Source organism: Halobellus inordinatus, assembly GCF_024464655.1.
Lineage (GTDB): Archaea > Halobacteriota > Halobacteria > Halobacteriales > Haloferacaceae > Haloquadratum > Haloquadratum inordinatus.
In genome coordinates, this window is the sequence record NZ_JANHAV010000001.1 from 445,128 (window position 1) to 460,339 (window position 15,212).

Below are 15,212 nucleotides of genomic sequence, written 5' to 3' on the forward strand. Positions count from 1 at the left end.
CCTCGCGCGCTCACACGTTTATGTCTTCGAACTCCTCGTTGACGATAAACCGACCCTGTGGCGTGAGATCGACCGGTGGCTCCTCGTCAGTGATGAGGTCGTCTTCGTGGAGTGACTCCAGTCGGGCTTCGAGTTCGGCGTCGCCGATGTCAAGTAGCGATGCGAGATCGATGTCTTGGGCGGTCGAGTACAGCCCAACGAGCACTTCCAGTTCTGTCTCGGCCACCTCGACGTCGCGGACGTCGCTCTTGATCCAGTGGTAGATCAGCCGCAGGTAGCGGCCGAGGATGTTCATCTTCCGTCTCGACCGCATCGAAATCTCGGAGGTGACCGTCTGGCCGTTCTCGACGTGTTGCACTGAGAGGACGAGGATGGAATCGCCGTCGTCGGCCGTCCGCTCTATCACCTCGAAGAAGACGACCGACGCGAGGTCGATCGAGAACGGCCCGTCTTCCTCGGATTGGACGTCGCTGCCGGGGAACGACACCGACTCGTAATCGAGATTGAGCCCAGTCTTCCGCTTCGGCGTATCCATCACACGCCCGCCGATCTTCGCCGGATGCTTCACGAGCGCCGTCGATCCGTTGAGCGTCGCCCGGAAGAGCAAGAGCGAGAACTTCTCGATCGTCTCTCGGTCGCCACCGATGACGGTCGTCCGTCGATAGTCGCCGTCGACGTACCCGACCATCACGGTGTAATCGAAGAACTCCTCGACTTCGGGCGGCACCTGCCCGACTGCGATGTCGAATATCGAGGTGATCGGAATCATCGTCTTCGTGTCCGAGGTCGCGAGGACGAGCCGTCGCTCGCTCATCAGCACGCGACCTTTCACCGGATCGAACGCGGCGTCGCCGCCGGCGACGAAGTTCGCGACGAAGTCGACGATGATCGACTCGCCGCTCTGTGCCTTGCGAGATTTCGACTTCGACTTCGAGTCCGACTTCGACTTCGACTTCGACTTCGAGTCCGAGCCGCTGCCGGATTCCTCCCGATACGCTTCGAGGAGTTCCGAGCGTTGTTCGGCTGCTTCGCCGTGTTCAGAGTGTGACTCGGAGGCGTCGCGATCGCCGCCATCACGGTCGGAATCTGCGGCCGTCATACGCTGATCAGCCCCCCGGCGAGCCACGAGGTCAGCACCGCGCTGCCACTGCCGATCCAAACGAGAACGACGAAGTGGAGGTAGGCGTTCACCTTGTGCCCGCCGTCGACCATCCGGATCATCAGCGCCGAGAGGACGCCGTTGAACAGGATAATGAGCGACAGCAGGTACTCGATCACCGGGATGTCGTAGACGCCCGCGTAGATGATCTTCCCGAACTCGAACTGCGCGAGGTTCAGATCCGAGGAGAACGTCGCGAGGATCTCGACGACTTCCAGGCCGATGAAGAACGCGAACGCCGCGGAGGCGGTGATCCCGTAGAGAACGCCGATGAGCGTCACGGTCGCCTGGTCGCGCTGCTGACGGAGCTTGATCACTTCGTTCATATTCTGTGAGATGAGTTCGCCGAGCTGTTTCGGTGTCCCACCCATCTGTCGCCCGACGAGGTACATCTCCGAGAACTTCTGGATGAGGTACGAACTTGTCTCCGCGGTGAAGAAGAACCACGAGCGATCCGGTGCGACGCGCATATTCAATCGAGTGTAGAGCCGATCGATCTCTCGGGAGAGCACGCCGAAGTCCTTCTCGCGGAGCGTTTCCAACACCGCGCGCGTGGTCGATTGCTTCGCGCTCTCGGAGGCGCCGAGCGCCCGGATGAATCCCGGGAATTCGTTGTCGCGTTCCTTGACGCTGTTCTCGTGGTGCCGAGCAACGAGCCCCGGAATCGCAAGCGGCGTCAAGGGTGCCGCCATCATCACTGGAATCGGAATATCGAGCATCACGTACTGGATCGATTGTCCGATCGACGTCCACCCGGCGACGCCGAGTCCCAGAATGCCAATGAACACGAGACTTAGCGCGACCGATCCGTAAAGTGCGATGTCGATTTGCCGGTCCATCTTCGTCCGGTACTCGTCCTGCTGATACCACAGTGGGTCGTGCGGCGATATCGTCCTGATGACGAAGTAGAACCCCAACTGGACGAAGACGAACAGCACGATAACGGCCGCGATGGTCATCGTCGCGTCGGTGCCGGTGAGAATCGGCAAGACGATCGCGTTGATGATGGCGAACGTCATCGAGAGAATCATCGAGAGATAGAGGTCCTTCATCACTTCTAGGTTGCCGAGCGCACCCTCGTAGACCGTGACGTACTTTTCGATCATCGTCTGCTGTTCGCCGAGCAGGAAGTCATCGAGGCTTTGGCCGGCGTTCAGCGAGTACGCAAGTCGGTCGAGGAAATCACCGAGTTCCTTCGAGGGAACGGCACGTGCACGCCGACGCAGCGCGTCATCGAGCGACTGATTCCACGTATCGACCAGCTCCGTGATCCGCCGCATTTCGACCGCGAGCTCGCCGTACTCTTCTTCTTTCCCAAGCTGCCGGAAGACCGCAACTCGGTCGATATTCGTCGTCGAAAGCACCGTCAGGTGCGTGATGACGAGGTGCAGTTGGTTCTCCAGGCCGCGTCGCTGCTGTTCGACGAGCAAGCGGGGATAGAGAGCGCCCGCCACCAGCATCAGCGCGCCGAGGAGGAAGATCGGGATCCGGACCAGGATCGGCAGCGGGAGGAAGACGGCCCCGGCGACGCCGAGGACGAACAGGAGTACCGTCGGCGCCAGGACCGTGAGCGCGTACTTCCGATTTTCCATCGGCATCCGCTCGTAGGAGTCGAGGATCGACGACGCGAACTCCTGGAGTTGCTTCCGCTGTGCACTCCACCCTGGATCGACGTCGGGATTCGTCTCACTCATCGATTATCCTCCCTGTCGGTCATCGGCGGCACTCCGGTTCGGCCGTCGGTCAGCTTTACTCATCAGTCGACCCTCGTCATATCGAACGGGATGCCTTCCGTACCGTCCCGCTGGAAGTCCTCGATGAACTCGTTCACCTCGTGATAGCCGACGATGTTCTCTTGGATTGCCCGTCGGATGAGTTCCGAGCGGAACTCGATGTCCTCGTAGATCTTCCGGGTGTCGTCGTACCCGAGCAGCGTCGCGATCTTCTCTTCCATAATGAAGGAGTTGTTCCGACCCTGGAACACGATCTCGTCTTCGACTGGGTCCCAGTAGAACGCCTCCCGGGTGACGACACCGCCCATCTCTTTCGAGTACCCCTCAATCTCCTGCACCGACGTGACGCGACGGAGCGTGTCGTTGCCCCGCTTGACGCGGTTCTGGAACAGCGCGATGTCACAGTTCGACATAAACGTTTCCGGGACGTTGATCGGGTCCCCGGTGAACCGCTGGATCATCGAGACGATGTCGGACGCGTGGAACGTTAGCATCACTGGGTGACCGGTCTGGGCGGCCTGGAACGCCATCCGCCCCTCTTCGCCACGAACCTCCCCGACGATGATGTAGTCGGGGCGCGAACGCAGCGCGGCCGCAACGAGGTCGAACATATCGACCTCAGAATCCGCGCCGCGTCCCTCGCGGGTGAGGAGCTGCTGCCACGTGTCGTGCGGCGGGAGCACCTCGGCGGTGTCCTCTGCGGTGTAGATCTTCGAGTCTCGCGGGATGAACGACGTGACAGCGTTGAGCGTCGTGGTCTTCCCGGACGCCGTCTCGCCGACGACGAACACCGTCCGCTCGTTCTCCAAGGCGATCCAGAGATACGCGGCCAGTTCCGGCGACAGCGTTCCCCACTTTGCGATCTGAAACACCGACAGTGGGACGTCGTCGCCCTGACGGATCGTGAGCGAGGAACCCTTCAGCGAGACGTCGTCAGAGTAGATGATGTTGATACGCGATCCGTCCGGGAGCGTCGAGTCCACGATCGGGTGCGCGTCCGACACCGGGTCGCCGATGCGTTCACCCATATTCCGGAGCCAGTTGTCGTACTGCTCTTCGGAGTCGAATTCGACGGTCGTCTCCAGCAGTCCGAACTCGCCGTGATCGACGTCGACCTGGCGTGGCCCAATGACGTGAATGTCCTCGTTGGCCGGGTCGCGCATGATAGGCTCCAGCGGTCCGAGGCCGACGATGTCGCGGACGAGTCGGTACTGGACCTTCTCGTACGTCTCTTCGGACACTTCCAGCGCCCCGAGTTCGAGTCGCTGGATGATTTCCGCCAACCGCCCGTTGCGTTCGTCTTCGAGGACGACGATCTCTTCGAGTAGTTCCCGAATCCGATCTTCGTACTCGGTCTCCTCGGCAGGTGCCGGCTTCGTCACCGACCGTTCGAGGAGTTTGTCTTTCACCTGCCCGAAGAGCTCGCGTTCGTCGTCGTCCAGTTCCGGCTCGATCGTGTAGTACTTCGTCGTCTCCCCGAAGTTCCCGTACACCTGACAGTAGATCGGGCCGCCCACGTGGTAGATGATGTTCGGCCGCCGCGACTCGTATCCGTCTGGCTCCTCGACGAGCATCGGGAACTCGCCGGTGATCTGCCGAAACCGCTTGAGGTGCTCGCGGAGATGGCCCCACCGCTGGGCGTGCCGCCGCAGTTCGTTGTCGATCTTCGCTGAGCCGTGTTCGGTAGCCATTATGCGACACTCCTCGACTCGATGACGATCCCGATCCCCGAGCGGACCGAGAAGCCGACGCGGTCGCCGACCTGCTGGCCCATCCCGGCGAATCGCTTCACGAAGATGTTTCGCCGGACGTCGTTCCCGACCTCGACCATCTCTAATTCGAGGTAGACGTCCGCGATCGATCGGAAGGGACCGATCGCCTCGTCGTCGACCGTCGAGGGATCGACCGTGAGAACGATCGTCTTGCCCTTCGTGGTCAGGTCACGGAAGAACGAGATGATTTCCAGCGCCGCCTGCCGCTCCTCATTTTGCCGGACGAGCGCCTCGAACTTGGGATCGTTCCGGAGAATGGCGTCGAACGTATCGACGATGATGACGTCGGCATCCCACATCGTGTCCGCCTCCATCATTCGCTTGAGGAGTTGCTTCCGCTCGTCGTCCCCACCGCTGCCGGTCAGCGTCCCCGACGCGTCGATCTCGGCGGGGATGAAGAGAATCTCCTCGTCGAGCAGGGGCTTGACGACGTCGTACGTCAGCGAGTGCATCTGGTCGAGAAAGCCTCGGACACCTAGTTCTGTCGAGACAAGCGTCGTCACAATGTCTTCCTGCGTAAACCCGTAGGTGAGTCGCTGGGAGAGGACGCTCTTTCCGGCCCCGTAATCGCCTTCGATGAGGACGATCGAGCCCTTCGGAATACCGCCGCCGAGTTCCTTCTCGAGGCGGTCGTGGTCTTTGAGTCCAAGCGAGAACTGATTCGATCCCATAGTTAGTAGTTGAAGCGGAAGTTCTCTTCGTCGCCGTCGACGGTCAGCGTGACGTCGTGGTCGCCGCTACCCTCAGCCAGATCGATATTCTGTATCGTGACGTTGACGACACCGTGAGGCGTCCACTCTCCGTTGTTGCCGTCGACCACGGAGACACTGACGTCCGCGCGATACTGCGCGTCGACGATGACGTCAAACGTTTGGCCCGTCGCTGGTAACGTTCGTTGTCCCGTGTTCTTGACGTACAGACTTATGCTGTTTGAGCTGTCGTTGTAAACGTTACTGTCGGAACTGCTGATAATTTCGATGTCGGTCCGGATGTTCTCTGCGACGTCTGCGCCCCGATCGTCGAGCGCCCCGCTGATTCCGGTGACCGTGTCGATGAGGACGCCCGCGACTCCTGCTGCGATGACGATGCTCGCGATGAACAGGATCAGACTCGGAACGGAGACGTCGGCCATTCAGTTCACCACCTCGACCGTCGTGTTACTCGCCGCGATGCCGTTTTCGGCGACGACTTTGACGTGGTCGGGTTCCTGATCCATCGTCGTATTTAGTACGAGCGTCTGGTCGGCTCCCCATACGTCCGTCGTCTCGTCGCTCTCGACACTCGTTTGGGTCACGGACTCGAATGTATTATCGACGAGAAGACTCGTTCCGTTGACCGATAGCGTCGTCGTGCCCGCGTTCTCGACACTGACCTGTAGGGTAGGAGTACTGTCGTCATAGTACACGACCCGCGTCACGTCGATCGCCGTATTCCGGCGTTCGAGTAGGTCTTCCTGATCGTCATCGCGCGCTTCGGAGATCTGCTCTGCGCTACCCGCTGCTGCGGTGTAGAGCGTCCCGGAGGCGATGAGGACGCCGAGAAAGATGACTGCCGTCGAGCCGCTAACGCCGAATCCCACGGGAACCCCCTCCGAGCGCCGATAGTTCTTCGAGGAGTCGCGCCTCGTCGACGTCGCCGGCGAGCCGACTGATGTACGTCAGGCTCTCGCGGTGGTGTTCCACGCGCAGGTCCCGCGGCTGCTCCGTCGTCCCCGCGGTGGCGGCGTTGCGAACGTGTTCGCTCATCGTCCGCTCGACGTCGCGGGTGATCCAGCCCTGCGAGCGGTACTGCCGGAGCGCTCGCGCGGCACCGATCGCCCCGCCGACGTCGACGAGGAAGCGCGTCCATTCTAGGACGACGGATTCGGCCGTGTACCGGGCCGGAAGTTCGGCGAGATACACGTCGGGATCGTGGGTCGGTTCGGAATCCGCCGTTGGCGACTGCGCAGTGGTTGTGGCCGGGTCCGGGCTGGCGGCTGGCTCTGGTGACGTCTCCTTGGAGCCACTCTCGGCTGAGTCGGCAGCATCGTTCGCCGGTTCAGACGTTTCGTCGGCCTCGAAAAGCGTCTCGTCGGGTTCGACCTCTTCAGCCTGGTCGAGTGCCTCCTCGTCGCCAATATCCTCCGCCGCTTCCTCGAAGTGGTCTCCATCGAGCGCCTCGTCGAGCGCATCCTGTGCGGCGGCCGTCTCGTCGTCGAGGTCGTCGGGCTCGGGTTCGTCTTCCGTGTCGTCCTCGACGTCGTCCCAGCCGTCGTTCTCCTCGTATTCGGCTTTCAGGTCGTCGAAGCTGGATCCGCCAGCCGCTTCGTCGCCGGCTTCCTCGTCCTCACCATCGTCGAGTGCCTCACTGGGGTCCTCGCGCTCTTCCTCGGCGAGTTCGTCCTCTGCTGCGAGTTCGGCTTCGTCCTGTTCGGCGTCGAGGTCGCCGAAGTCCTCGTCGAAGAAGTCCTCGGCGTCCGCGTTCGCGACATCTGAATCGAGATTCTCCTCTTCCTCTTCTTCCATATCGAAGAGGCCGAACGCACCGTCACCTTCCAGCCCGCCCATCTCGCGAGCGTCGTCGACGAACGGGTTGATTCCCCGTGTCACCATCTCGTAGATGTCGAGCAGCTTTCGGATGGTTTCGTCGAGTTCTTCGACGGTCTCGCCGATCTGTTTGTTCTCCTCGCGAACGGTGTTCATACTCGACGAGACCGAACTGACCTCGTTTTCCAACTCGGAGATTCGGTCTTCCATCTCCGCGATGGTGTCGGCGTCGATGTCGGGTCCTCCGAGGTCGTCGCCGTCGTCGAACCCACCCATATCGTCACCGAAGTCGTCCATCTCGTCGTCGAGGTCACCCATTCCGCCCCCGTCGAGATCGTCCACCTCGCCGTCGAGGTCGTCGAAGTCCTCGTCGAACCCGAGCCCATCCGTGGCGACGGTATCGGAATCTTCGCCCTCGTCACCGTCCATCCAGTCCATCACGCCCATCCGCACCGCCTCCTGTGGAAACGACCGCAACGGCCGGTCGTCACCCGGCTCGACCGCTGTGGCGCACCACTGCGCCCCACGAACCGTACCGAACGGGTGGTCCGACCGGTCCGGTCGTCCGGTCTCGGTGGAACAGGTAACATTGGTACAGATGTCCAGTCATCGGTACAAGAAGGTTCGCTCCAAATTATCGCTCGTGATAGAACCGGAATACGTTTGTAGCGGCGGATAATCGACCTGTACTACGATCCGAAGGACTCGTTCGGGGTGCGAAGAATTATCCGCATCCGGGACCGATTCTACAGCTACCTTTCAAGGACGTGACCACACGTATGCCAGAATTCGTCAAAACCGGGATCGAGGGACTCGACTCCATACTCAACGGAGGAATCGTCAGGAACGCGGCGGTACTTGTCAGTGGCAACCCTGGGACTGGCAAGAGCATTCTCGGCCTCCAGTACCTCTACAACGGCGTTGATATGTACGATGAAGGCGGGATCTACCTCACATTCGAGGAGTCTGCAGACGACATCAGCCAGGCGGCAGAATCGATCGGCTTCGAGAAGTGGGACGAGTTCGTCGACGCCGGCCGAATCAAAATCTACGACAAGCGGACACTCCTCCGCAGCGGTGACTTCTCTTCGACGCTCGATACGATTCTCGACGATCTGCAGGATACGCAGTACGACCGGCTCGTCCTCGACTCGCTGACGATGTTCCAGCTCTTCTTCGAGAGCGAACAAGAGAAGCGCCAGTATCTGCTCAAGTTCATCGACATTCTGAAAGACAGCGGATTGACGTCGATTCTGACTATGGAGCAGTCGGCGGTGTTCCCTGATACCGAAATCGGTCTGGAGAACTTCCTGACCGATGGGAATATCTATCTGATCCAATCGCCCGCCGGTTCGACGTCGAATCGGTATATCTGGGTCGCGAAGATGCGTAAGCAGGCGATCAAAAATTCGATGTTCCCGTTAGAGATCGACGAGGGTGGGATCAAAATCTACGAGCAGGCTGCTGGTTTTTCGATGGTGGGTGATTCGCCGCCGTGGTTCGGTGAGGAAGAGGGGAATTTGGAATAGACCTGCTGGTCTCTACCTTATTGTGTCTTCTGTGGGTTATCTACATCTGATAGCTATCGCTGAATAGTCTATCTTTCCGCAGTCAATCCCAAATAGTAAAGAAATCAGCTACAGTCGAGGGTATACGCGAGATTTAGAGCTCGACCGGATCGCCGTTGCTCTTACCTGCAAGCTGCTGCGGCATCGTCAACATGACTTGCGTCGTACCGCCAGTCCGACTGGTGATCTCGAGATTGAGCGATTCACCGGTGCTGAGACCGTTACCATCCGTCTCGACGTCGGTCGTATTAATGGTCACTGTGTACCGGTCGGTGTTACTATTGAGAACTCCGAACGACCCGTCGTCGTCAGTGATTTCGTCCAAGCCGAATTCGGTAGAGCTAGTACCGTCCCTACCAATTGCAGTACCGTTTGTCAACGTCTGGACGCTTTCATCGCTCAAGTACTTTATCGACGTTTCGTTCATATCGACGGCACCTGATCCAGCCGCCAGACGAACCGTCATATTGATTCGCGAAATTTCGTCATCTAGGACGACACCGTGCGTGTTCACAACTTCCACACGGTTCGTCACCTTGTTGACGCTCTCTTGACCCGCATCCTCTGCGGTCGCTTGGAGGAAGCCGGCCGTGTTCACGAGGACGCCCGCCGCGATCGCTGCGACTAGCACCATCGCGATGAACACGATGAGCGTACCGATACCAACCTGACCGCGTTCGTCTTTGTTGAATATTTCAAACATTAGTAATCACTTTAGAGGGGGACCGGGTCGCCGTCCTCGTTGCCCGCGAGCTGTTGGGGCATCGTCAGGATGACCTGTGAGGTCCCGCCACTCTGCGTAGTTATGTCCAGCTTAACCGTATCGCCCGTCTGCGTCCCGTTGGCAGTGGTTCCCTCAACTATCGAAGTGTTGATCCGAATCTCGTATCGATCGGACTGCTCGTCGAGTACCGGGAACGAATTGTCGGTGCCGTCGAGCGAGGTCGCTATGAACTCGTCATCTGTGGTGTTGTCGAAGCTCGCGCTTCCGGCACTACTTGCAGTGTCGTTCAGAGTGAGCGTTTCTGCCGTCGTTCCGCTGAGGTACTTGATCGTCGTCGTATTGAGATTAACACTCCCCGAACCCGCCGCCATCCGGACGGTGAGGTTCAGATTGTCGATGGTCTTCGGGTCACTGTCGTTGACCATCCCGTGCGTACTCACCACGTCGAGCCTATTCGTCACCTTGTCGACGCTCTCTTGGCCCGCATCCTCCGCGGTCGCTTGGAGGAAGCCGGCCGTGTTCACGAGGACGCCCGCCGCGATCGCTGCGACCAGCACCATCGCGATGAACACGATGAGCGTACCGATACCGACCTGACCACGGTCGGCGTCGTCTTGTTCGAACATATGTATGTTGTCTCCAGTCTGGCCCCCTCGCCTCCCCGCCGGAGGTGAGGACCGTCAAATCAAGCAATCAGCGGTCTGCACATAATGGTATGGACCCAGATATCAGAGATGATATTGTATCTTGAAGCCGAATTTCGGTAGTTTCAGGCCGCATACGAAAACTTCTGTCTCACGATTGGAAAAATCAAGAGTGAGAATCCCTACCTCCGAGTCCGACAGCGATCCCCAATAACGAGTCAGCGAACTAGAAAAATTGTGTCTGCGATTCGGACTTCGCGCTCCGGTTGTGAGCGTTGGGGCCTACGCTGGCCCCGACTCGCTACACGCCGCCAGCCAGCTTACTCCTGAGAAATCTTCCGCCAGACGTCGTCGAGTTTGTTCTTCACTTCGGGGCGCTCGGTCACCTGCACGTTGAGTTCGTTCTCGTCGAAACTGATGACTATCTCGTCGACGTCGCGGCGATAGACGTTGGTCCGGCGGTGTTCGTCCGAGAGGACGCGGTCGTGTAGTTCGAGCAGCCCGGCACCCGTGAGCTCCTCGATGCGGCGATAACACGTCGCGATCGGGATGTCGAGCATTTCACTGAATTCCTGTGCGGAGTGAGCTTCGTCGGCAGCACGTAAGATGTCCGGGTTGTACTCGTTTCCGAGCGCTGCGAGCGTCCTGTCGGACTCCATAGATAGCGCCACGTTCTAACCGGACTTACCTGAATGTGACGGTCCGCGCGATTTCGAATTCGATACTGAATATCAGATTTGAGGACCGCCCGCCTCGTGGCTGTCGACTGACTTTCGCCTGCGATGGGCTTATTATCGCGCCGACGGCACCACGAGGTATGGCTCCCGACCCTCCGAACGACGCGCGGCGACCCGTGCGCGACGAGGAGGGCGTCGTCAGACCCGACGAACTCGACTACACCGCCTCCGAACGGGTCGCAGAGATCTCAGACGGTCGATACGTGGTCGCGACCGACAACGACAATTCGCCGTCAGTGGACGAGAACGACGGTGAAGACGCGTCTGCGGACCTCGGAGCGCTCGCCCGCCAGCAGATGGCTCGGTACCTCTCCGAGCAGGATTCGGAGTACGGGTTCGCGCTCACCGCGGCATTCGAAGGCGAGGTCGACCACCACGAGCACTTCTCGGACGACGTCGTCGACGCCTTCGGCGAGCTAGCGTCGTGGTACGTCGAACAGATCGACACCACAGCCTCCGAAAAGCGAGCGCTCGGCATTCTCCTTCTCGCCTCCGAGACGCGCGTCTCGTATCCGAAGAAGGCGCTCGCGTCGCTCCTGAAAGAGCACGACCTCACGCTCGATGACTCGATCGGAGACCTCGTCGGTTCACTCCCCGACGATGGCCTTCAGATCCCGCCGGACGAAGAGTGAGCGTGGCAAGAGCCGTATCAGCGCTGATAATGGGGACGATGCGTTTATACAGCGTTTCTCGGAAGTGAAGATATGGCACGCACCGTACTGGTTGTGGACGATTCGGCGTTTATGCGGAATCTGCTGAAGCAGTTGCTCGAAGACGATCACGAGGTCGTCGGCGAAGCCGAAAACGGGGTTGAAGCGGTCGAACTGTACCGCGAACTCGATCCCGACGTGGTCACGATGGACGTCGTGATGCCGATCCGAAACGGCATCGAGGCGACGTCGGAGATCAAATCGATCGACCCCGACTCGTCGGTGATTATGTGCACGTCCGTCGGACAGGAGGAGAAAATGCGTGAAGCCGTCGAAGCCGGCGCGGACGGTTACATCACGAAGCCCTTCCAGAAGCCGAACGTGCTCCAGGCTATCGACGACGTGGTGGGCGTCGAAGCATGAACCTCGACGTCCAGTCGCTTCGGACGTTCAGTCGTCTCGCCCACTCCGGGGCGGAAGAAGCGGCCGGATCGCTCACGACGCTGACTGGCTTCGACGCCCGCGTGGCCGTCACAAAAGTCGAAATGGCGACGCGAGCGGACGTCGAACGCGAGTTTCGGGAGCGCGACCTCGTCACCGTCCACATCGGGTTTTCGGGGGCGATCGAGGGCCAGACGGTTCTCGCGTTCGACCGCGACCGTGCCATCTCCCTCGTCGACGCACTCGTTCCTGGTGCTTCTGACGACCCGGACAGTGACCTGGCGACGAGCGGCCTGAAGGAACTCGGGAACATTATGCTCGGGGGGTTCATCGACGGCTGGGCTGACTTCCTCGGCGACGGCATCGACATCACGACGCCGACGTACGTCGAGTTGGACGCCGGCCAGTCGCTGCAGGACGTCGTCGACGACTCCGAGTTCGACACCGACGGCCAATTCGGCGCGGAAGTCCACGACGACGCCGATTTTGGCGCCGAAATCGACTCCAATCACGTGCTCGCGTTCCGGAACCACCTCGAAACGGTCGACGAGGAGGCGGGCTTTTACATCTATATGCTGCCGACGCAGGACTCCGTCGAGACGATCGTCGACGCCGCGGGTGACGCCGACGACGCGATCCCCGTCGAGACGTTCACCTCGTTCTCCCAGATGATCTCCGAAGGCGCGGGACAAGCCTCGGAGGACCTGACGGCGATGACCGGGATCGACACCAACGTCGACGTGAGTCGACTGAGCTTCGTTCCGGTCGAGGGGGTGCCGATGGAACTCACAGACGAGGCCAGACGAGGTGTCGTCCTCGAGTTCTCGGGCACGCCATCGGGATACATCGCGATTCTGTTCGACCCGGAATCGGCCGAAAGCGTCGCAGACGCGCTGATGCCTGGGATGGACGCGGACCCAGAGATGCGAAAGAGCGCGCTGCAAGAGATCGGCAACATAGTCACGTCCGGATTCCTCGACGGCTGGGCCAACTCCTTGGAGACGACGATCGAAATCTCCCCGCCGACCTACGTCGACGACATCGCCTCGGCGATCGTGGACCCGCTGGTGACAGAGCTCGCGCGGACGCAAGATTATGCGTTCCTCATCGATTCGGCGATCGCCACGCCGGACGAGACGTTCACCTGCGACATCTACGCGCTCCCCGACGAACGAGAACTGCGCGCAGCCTTCGACCAGCTCGCGCCCGAAGCGAACTGACAGCCGGCGAATGACCGTGTCACGACCACGTGCGCCGAAATGATCACCTCAGCTGACGAACGTGCCTTCGGCGCTGCTTCGTCACGCCCCGAACGAACCAATGAAAGTATACTCGAGTGACCGATCGACCGACCAATCGTCGTCCAAGCGAATCAAAGTCGGCGTCGCCGACTACGCCGTCGCCGAGGCCGGATCGACGCTCGTGACGAGCGGGCTCGGCTCCTGTGTCGGGATCGCGCTGGCTGACGTCGACGCCGGCGTCGCTGGCCTCGCGCACGCGATGTTACCGTATGCTAGCGACGAGCAGGACGGCGATGGCGGGGCAGGCGATGCGACCGGAGACGAGCCCACAGACGACCGGCCAGCCGGGGCCAAGTACGTCAACACCGCTATTCCGGGGCTCCTGCATTCGATGGAGGAGACGGGTGCTGACCGCTCACGTATCGAAGCACGTCTCGCCGGGGGGAGTGCGATGTTCGAGTTCAGTTCCGGAGACGGCGGCGTCGGTGAGCGCAACGTCGTCGCCGCGAAGACAACGCTCGAAACGTACGACGTTCCCCTCGTCGCGACAGATGTGGGTGGCGACTACGGTCGTTCGCTGTCGTTCGATGCCACGACTGGCGAACTCTCCATCCGGCGGGCACACGGCGAAAATCACGTCATCTGATAGAGATTATCGTAAGTCCTCATAGATGTCTCGCCGGACGGTACGGCGAGAATCTCCGAACAGTTACGATAATCCCTATGACCCGCCGGGTCCCAGTCTCCCAGTACGTACTGGTTCGTCACACATAGTCGCAGTATCTTCGCTGATAATTTCGGGGGCACGTTTATGCACGCGCCTGCAGACCGTCGAGGTACGACCGACGCGGCGATTTCGCCGCGGGACGAGAGACAGGCAATGACCATCGATCCCGACGATTACGACCTCCGAGAACTCAGACGAATCGCGGACGAACGGCGGGGCGCGCGCCGTTCGGAGGACGAACAGCCCACCGAGGAATCGGACCACGACGACGACCGAATGCCGTCGGAGCGACGCCGCCGCAGTCGTACGGACCGGCGTCGGTCGGGGAAGCGCCGGAGTGACGACCGGTCGAGTCGCGACGATCGGGCGAATCGCGACGACCGGCGGCAGAACGAACGCATCTCCGACCGCGCAGCGCGTGAGCGTAGCGACGAGCGACGACTGAACGGTCGAACTGAGAGCCGCCGAGACCGCGATACCGACCGTCGCGGGGCACGGGAAAACGACATCCGCCGGCGCGACGAGGAACGGAACGCTGGCAGTCGTGACCACGAGGGTACTCGCCGGCGCGACGCCACCGAGCAGACGGACGACCGAGACGCAGACGGCGAGCGCGGTGAGGTCTCTGTGCGTCCGCGCGAGGACGTCACGCCGCCGCGACGTGGCGACTCGGATCACGCGGAGGGTCACGACGAGGTCGTCCTCGCGGATCAGATCGCTCGCGACCTCGGCTTCGGTGTCGGCGCGCAGGACGGTTCGCGTCGCGGGCGCGACCCCGACCGTCGCCGCGACGACCGGCGGCGCACGGATTCGCGTTCACGAGTCGCCACAGAACCCGAGTTCGGTGCCGACGACGTCGGACGGTTCCAGTTCGACACCGAGATCCGCGAACGGCCCCGGGGGCGGGCTGGCGAGGCCCTCCGACAGAACCAACTCGAACAACTGCTCGTCCACGAGACCGCCGCGGCAGAAGGGCTCTCGAAGCCCTATCTCGGCTCGCTCCCCGACGCGTACGCCGCGGAGCGACTCGTCTTCGACTGGCTCGAGTTCCTCGTCCTCAAAGGCGGCTTCAAGCGGACAATGGACGCGCTCCGGTACTACCACACCGTGGAGTGGCTGACCGAAGACGTCGAATCCGAACTGCAAGACTATCTGGTCGGGTTCTCCGGTGAGGTCACCAATACGACCGAATACGACGTCGACGACCATCATCTGAGCCTGGTCTACATCGCACGACTGGCGTCGATGACGTAGAGCCGTATTCTGCCGCGGCTCGTGTCAACCCATATAC

General features: G+C 60.8%; 16 protein-coding genes. 6 read left to right on the top strand and 10 right to left on the bottom strand.

The window, feature by feature from the left end:
- Positions 1-10 precede the first annotated feature (10 nt).
- From NO347_RS02245 to NO347_RS02275, 7 genes are all read right to left on the bottom strand, one after another.
- Entirely contained in the window at positions 11-1,099 is a 1,089-nt protein-coding gene (locus NO347_RS02245; protein WP_256288079.1) for a CheF family chemotaxis protein, read from the bottom strand.
- Positions 1,096-2,757: an archaellar assembly protein FlaJ gene (gene flaJ / locus NO347_RS02250; RefSeq protein WP_394337703.1), complete on the bottom strand. Its 1,662-nt coding sequence runs from the start codon at positions 2,755-2,757 to the stop codon at positions 1,096-1,098. The genes NO347_RS02245 and flaJ overlap by 4 nt, the downstream gene beginning before the upstream one ends.
- Positions 2,758-2,915: 158 nt before the next feature.
- On the bottom strand, positions 2,916-4,583 hold the full coding sequence (locus NO347_RS02255) for a type II/IV secretion system ATPase subunit (protein WP_256288080.1): 1,668 nt from the start codon (positions 4,581-4,583) through the stop codon (positions 2,916-2,918).
- Positions 4,583-5,335 (bottom strand): archaellum protein ArlH, encoded by a 753-nt coding sequence (arlH, locus tag NO347_RS02260; RefSeq protein ID WP_256288081.1) that lies wholly within the window; start codon positions 5,333-5,335, stop codon positions 4,583-4,585. Before arlH ends, NO347_RS02255 begins: the two co-directional genes overlap by 1 nt.
- Before the next feature lie 2 nt (positions 5,336-5,337).
- Positions 5,338-5,796 (bottom strand): archaellum stator protein ArlG, encoded by a 459-nt coding sequence (gene arlG / locus NO347_RS02265; protein ID WP_256288082.1) that lies wholly within the window; start codon positions 5,794-5,796, stop codon positions 5,338-5,340.
- Positions 5,797-6,243, bottom strand: coding sequence for an archaellum stator protein ArlF (gene arlF / locus NO347_RS02270; RefSeq protein WP_256288083.1), 447 nt, complete (start codon positions 6,241-6,243; stop codon positions 5,797-5,799). It abuts the gene before it with no gap.
- Positions 6,227-7,636, bottom strand: a complete 1,410-nt coding sequence (locus NO347_RS02275; RefSeq protein ID WP_256288417.1) for a flagella accessory protein C — start codon at positions 7,634-7,636, stop codon at positions 6,227-6,229. Before NO347_RS02275 ends, arlF begins: the two co-directional genes overlap by 17 nt.
- A 332-nt stretch (positions 7,637-7,968) precedes the next feature.
- On the opposite strand from NO347_RS02275, the gene NO347_RS02280 reads away from it, so the two are divergent.
- Positions 7,969-8,718: an RAD55 family ATPase gene (locus tag NO347_RS02280; RefSeq protein WP_256288084.1), complete on the top strand. Its 750-nt coding sequence runs from the start codon at positions 7,969-7,971 to the stop codon at positions 8,716-8,718.
- Between the two features lie 133 nt (positions 8,719-8,851).
- Here the strand turns inward: NO347_RS02280 and NO347_RS02285 are convergent, their stop codons facing one another.
- The 3 genes from NO347_RS02285 to NO347_RS02295 all read right to left on the bottom strand — a co-directional run bounded on the left by NO347_RS02285 (position 8,852) and on the right by NO347_RS02295 (position 10,784).
- The gene (locus tag NO347_RS02285) at positions 8,852-9,460 is read right to left on the bottom strand and encodes an archaellin/type IV pilin N-terminal domain-containing protein (RefSeq protein ID WP_256288085.1); all 609 of its coding nucleotides are present in this window, start codon (positions 9,458-9,460) and stop codon (positions 8,852-8,854) included.
- Positions 9,461-9,471: 11 nt separating this feature from the next.
- On the bottom strand, positions 9,472-10,107 hold the full coding sequence (locus NO347_RS02290) for an archaellin/type IV pilin N-terminal domain-containing protein (protein WP_256288086.1): 636 nt from the start codon (positions 10,105-10,107) through the stop codon (positions 9,472-9,474).
- 338 nt (positions 10,108-10,445) lie between these two features.
- Positions 10,446-10,784: an ArsR/SmtB family transcription factor gene (locus NO347_RS02295; protein WP_121568135.1), complete on the bottom strand. Its 339-nt coding sequence runs from the start codon at positions 10,782-10,784 to the stop codon at positions 10,446-10,448.
- 158 nt (positions 10,785-10,942) lie between these two features.
- On the opposite strand from NO347_RS02295, the gene NO347_RS02300 reads away from it, so the two are divergent.
- The 5 genes from NO347_RS02300 (at position 10,943) to NO347_RS17250 (ending at position 15,175) form a co-directional block, all read left to right on the top strand.
- Positions 10,943-11,494, top strand: coding sequence for a DUF7500 family protein (locus NO347_RS02300; RefSeq protein WP_256288087.1), 552 nt, complete (start codon positions 10,943-10,945; stop codon positions 11,492-11,494).
- A 72-nt stretch (positions 11,495-11,566) separates the two neighbouring features.
- Positions 11,567-11,935, top strand: a complete 369-nt coding sequence (cheY, locus tag NO347_RS02305; RefSeq protein WP_121568137.1) for a chemotaxis protein CheY — start codon at positions 11,567-11,569, stop codon at positions 11,933-11,935.
- Entirely contained in the window at positions 11,932-13,173 is a 1,242-nt protein-coding gene (locus NO347_RS02310; RefSeq protein ID WP_256288088.1) for a chemotaxis protein CheC, read from the top strand. Before cheY ends, NO347_RS02310 begins: the two co-directional genes overlap by 4 nt.
- 100 nt (positions 13,174-13,273) lie before the next feature.
- Positions 13,274-13,840 (top strand): chemotaxis protein CheD, encoded by a 567-nt coding sequence (locus NO347_RS02315; protein WP_256288089.1) that lies wholly within the window; start codon positions 13,274-13,276, stop codon positions 13,838-13,840.
- A gap of 795 nt (positions 13,841-14,635) precedes the next feature.
- Positions 14,636-15,175, top strand: coding sequence for a FlaD/FlaE family flagellar protein (locus NO347_RS17250; protein WP_256288418.1), 540 nt, complete (start codon positions 14,636-14,638; stop codon positions 15,173-15,175).
- The last annotated feature ends 37 nt before the right edge of the window (positions 15,176-15,212 follow it).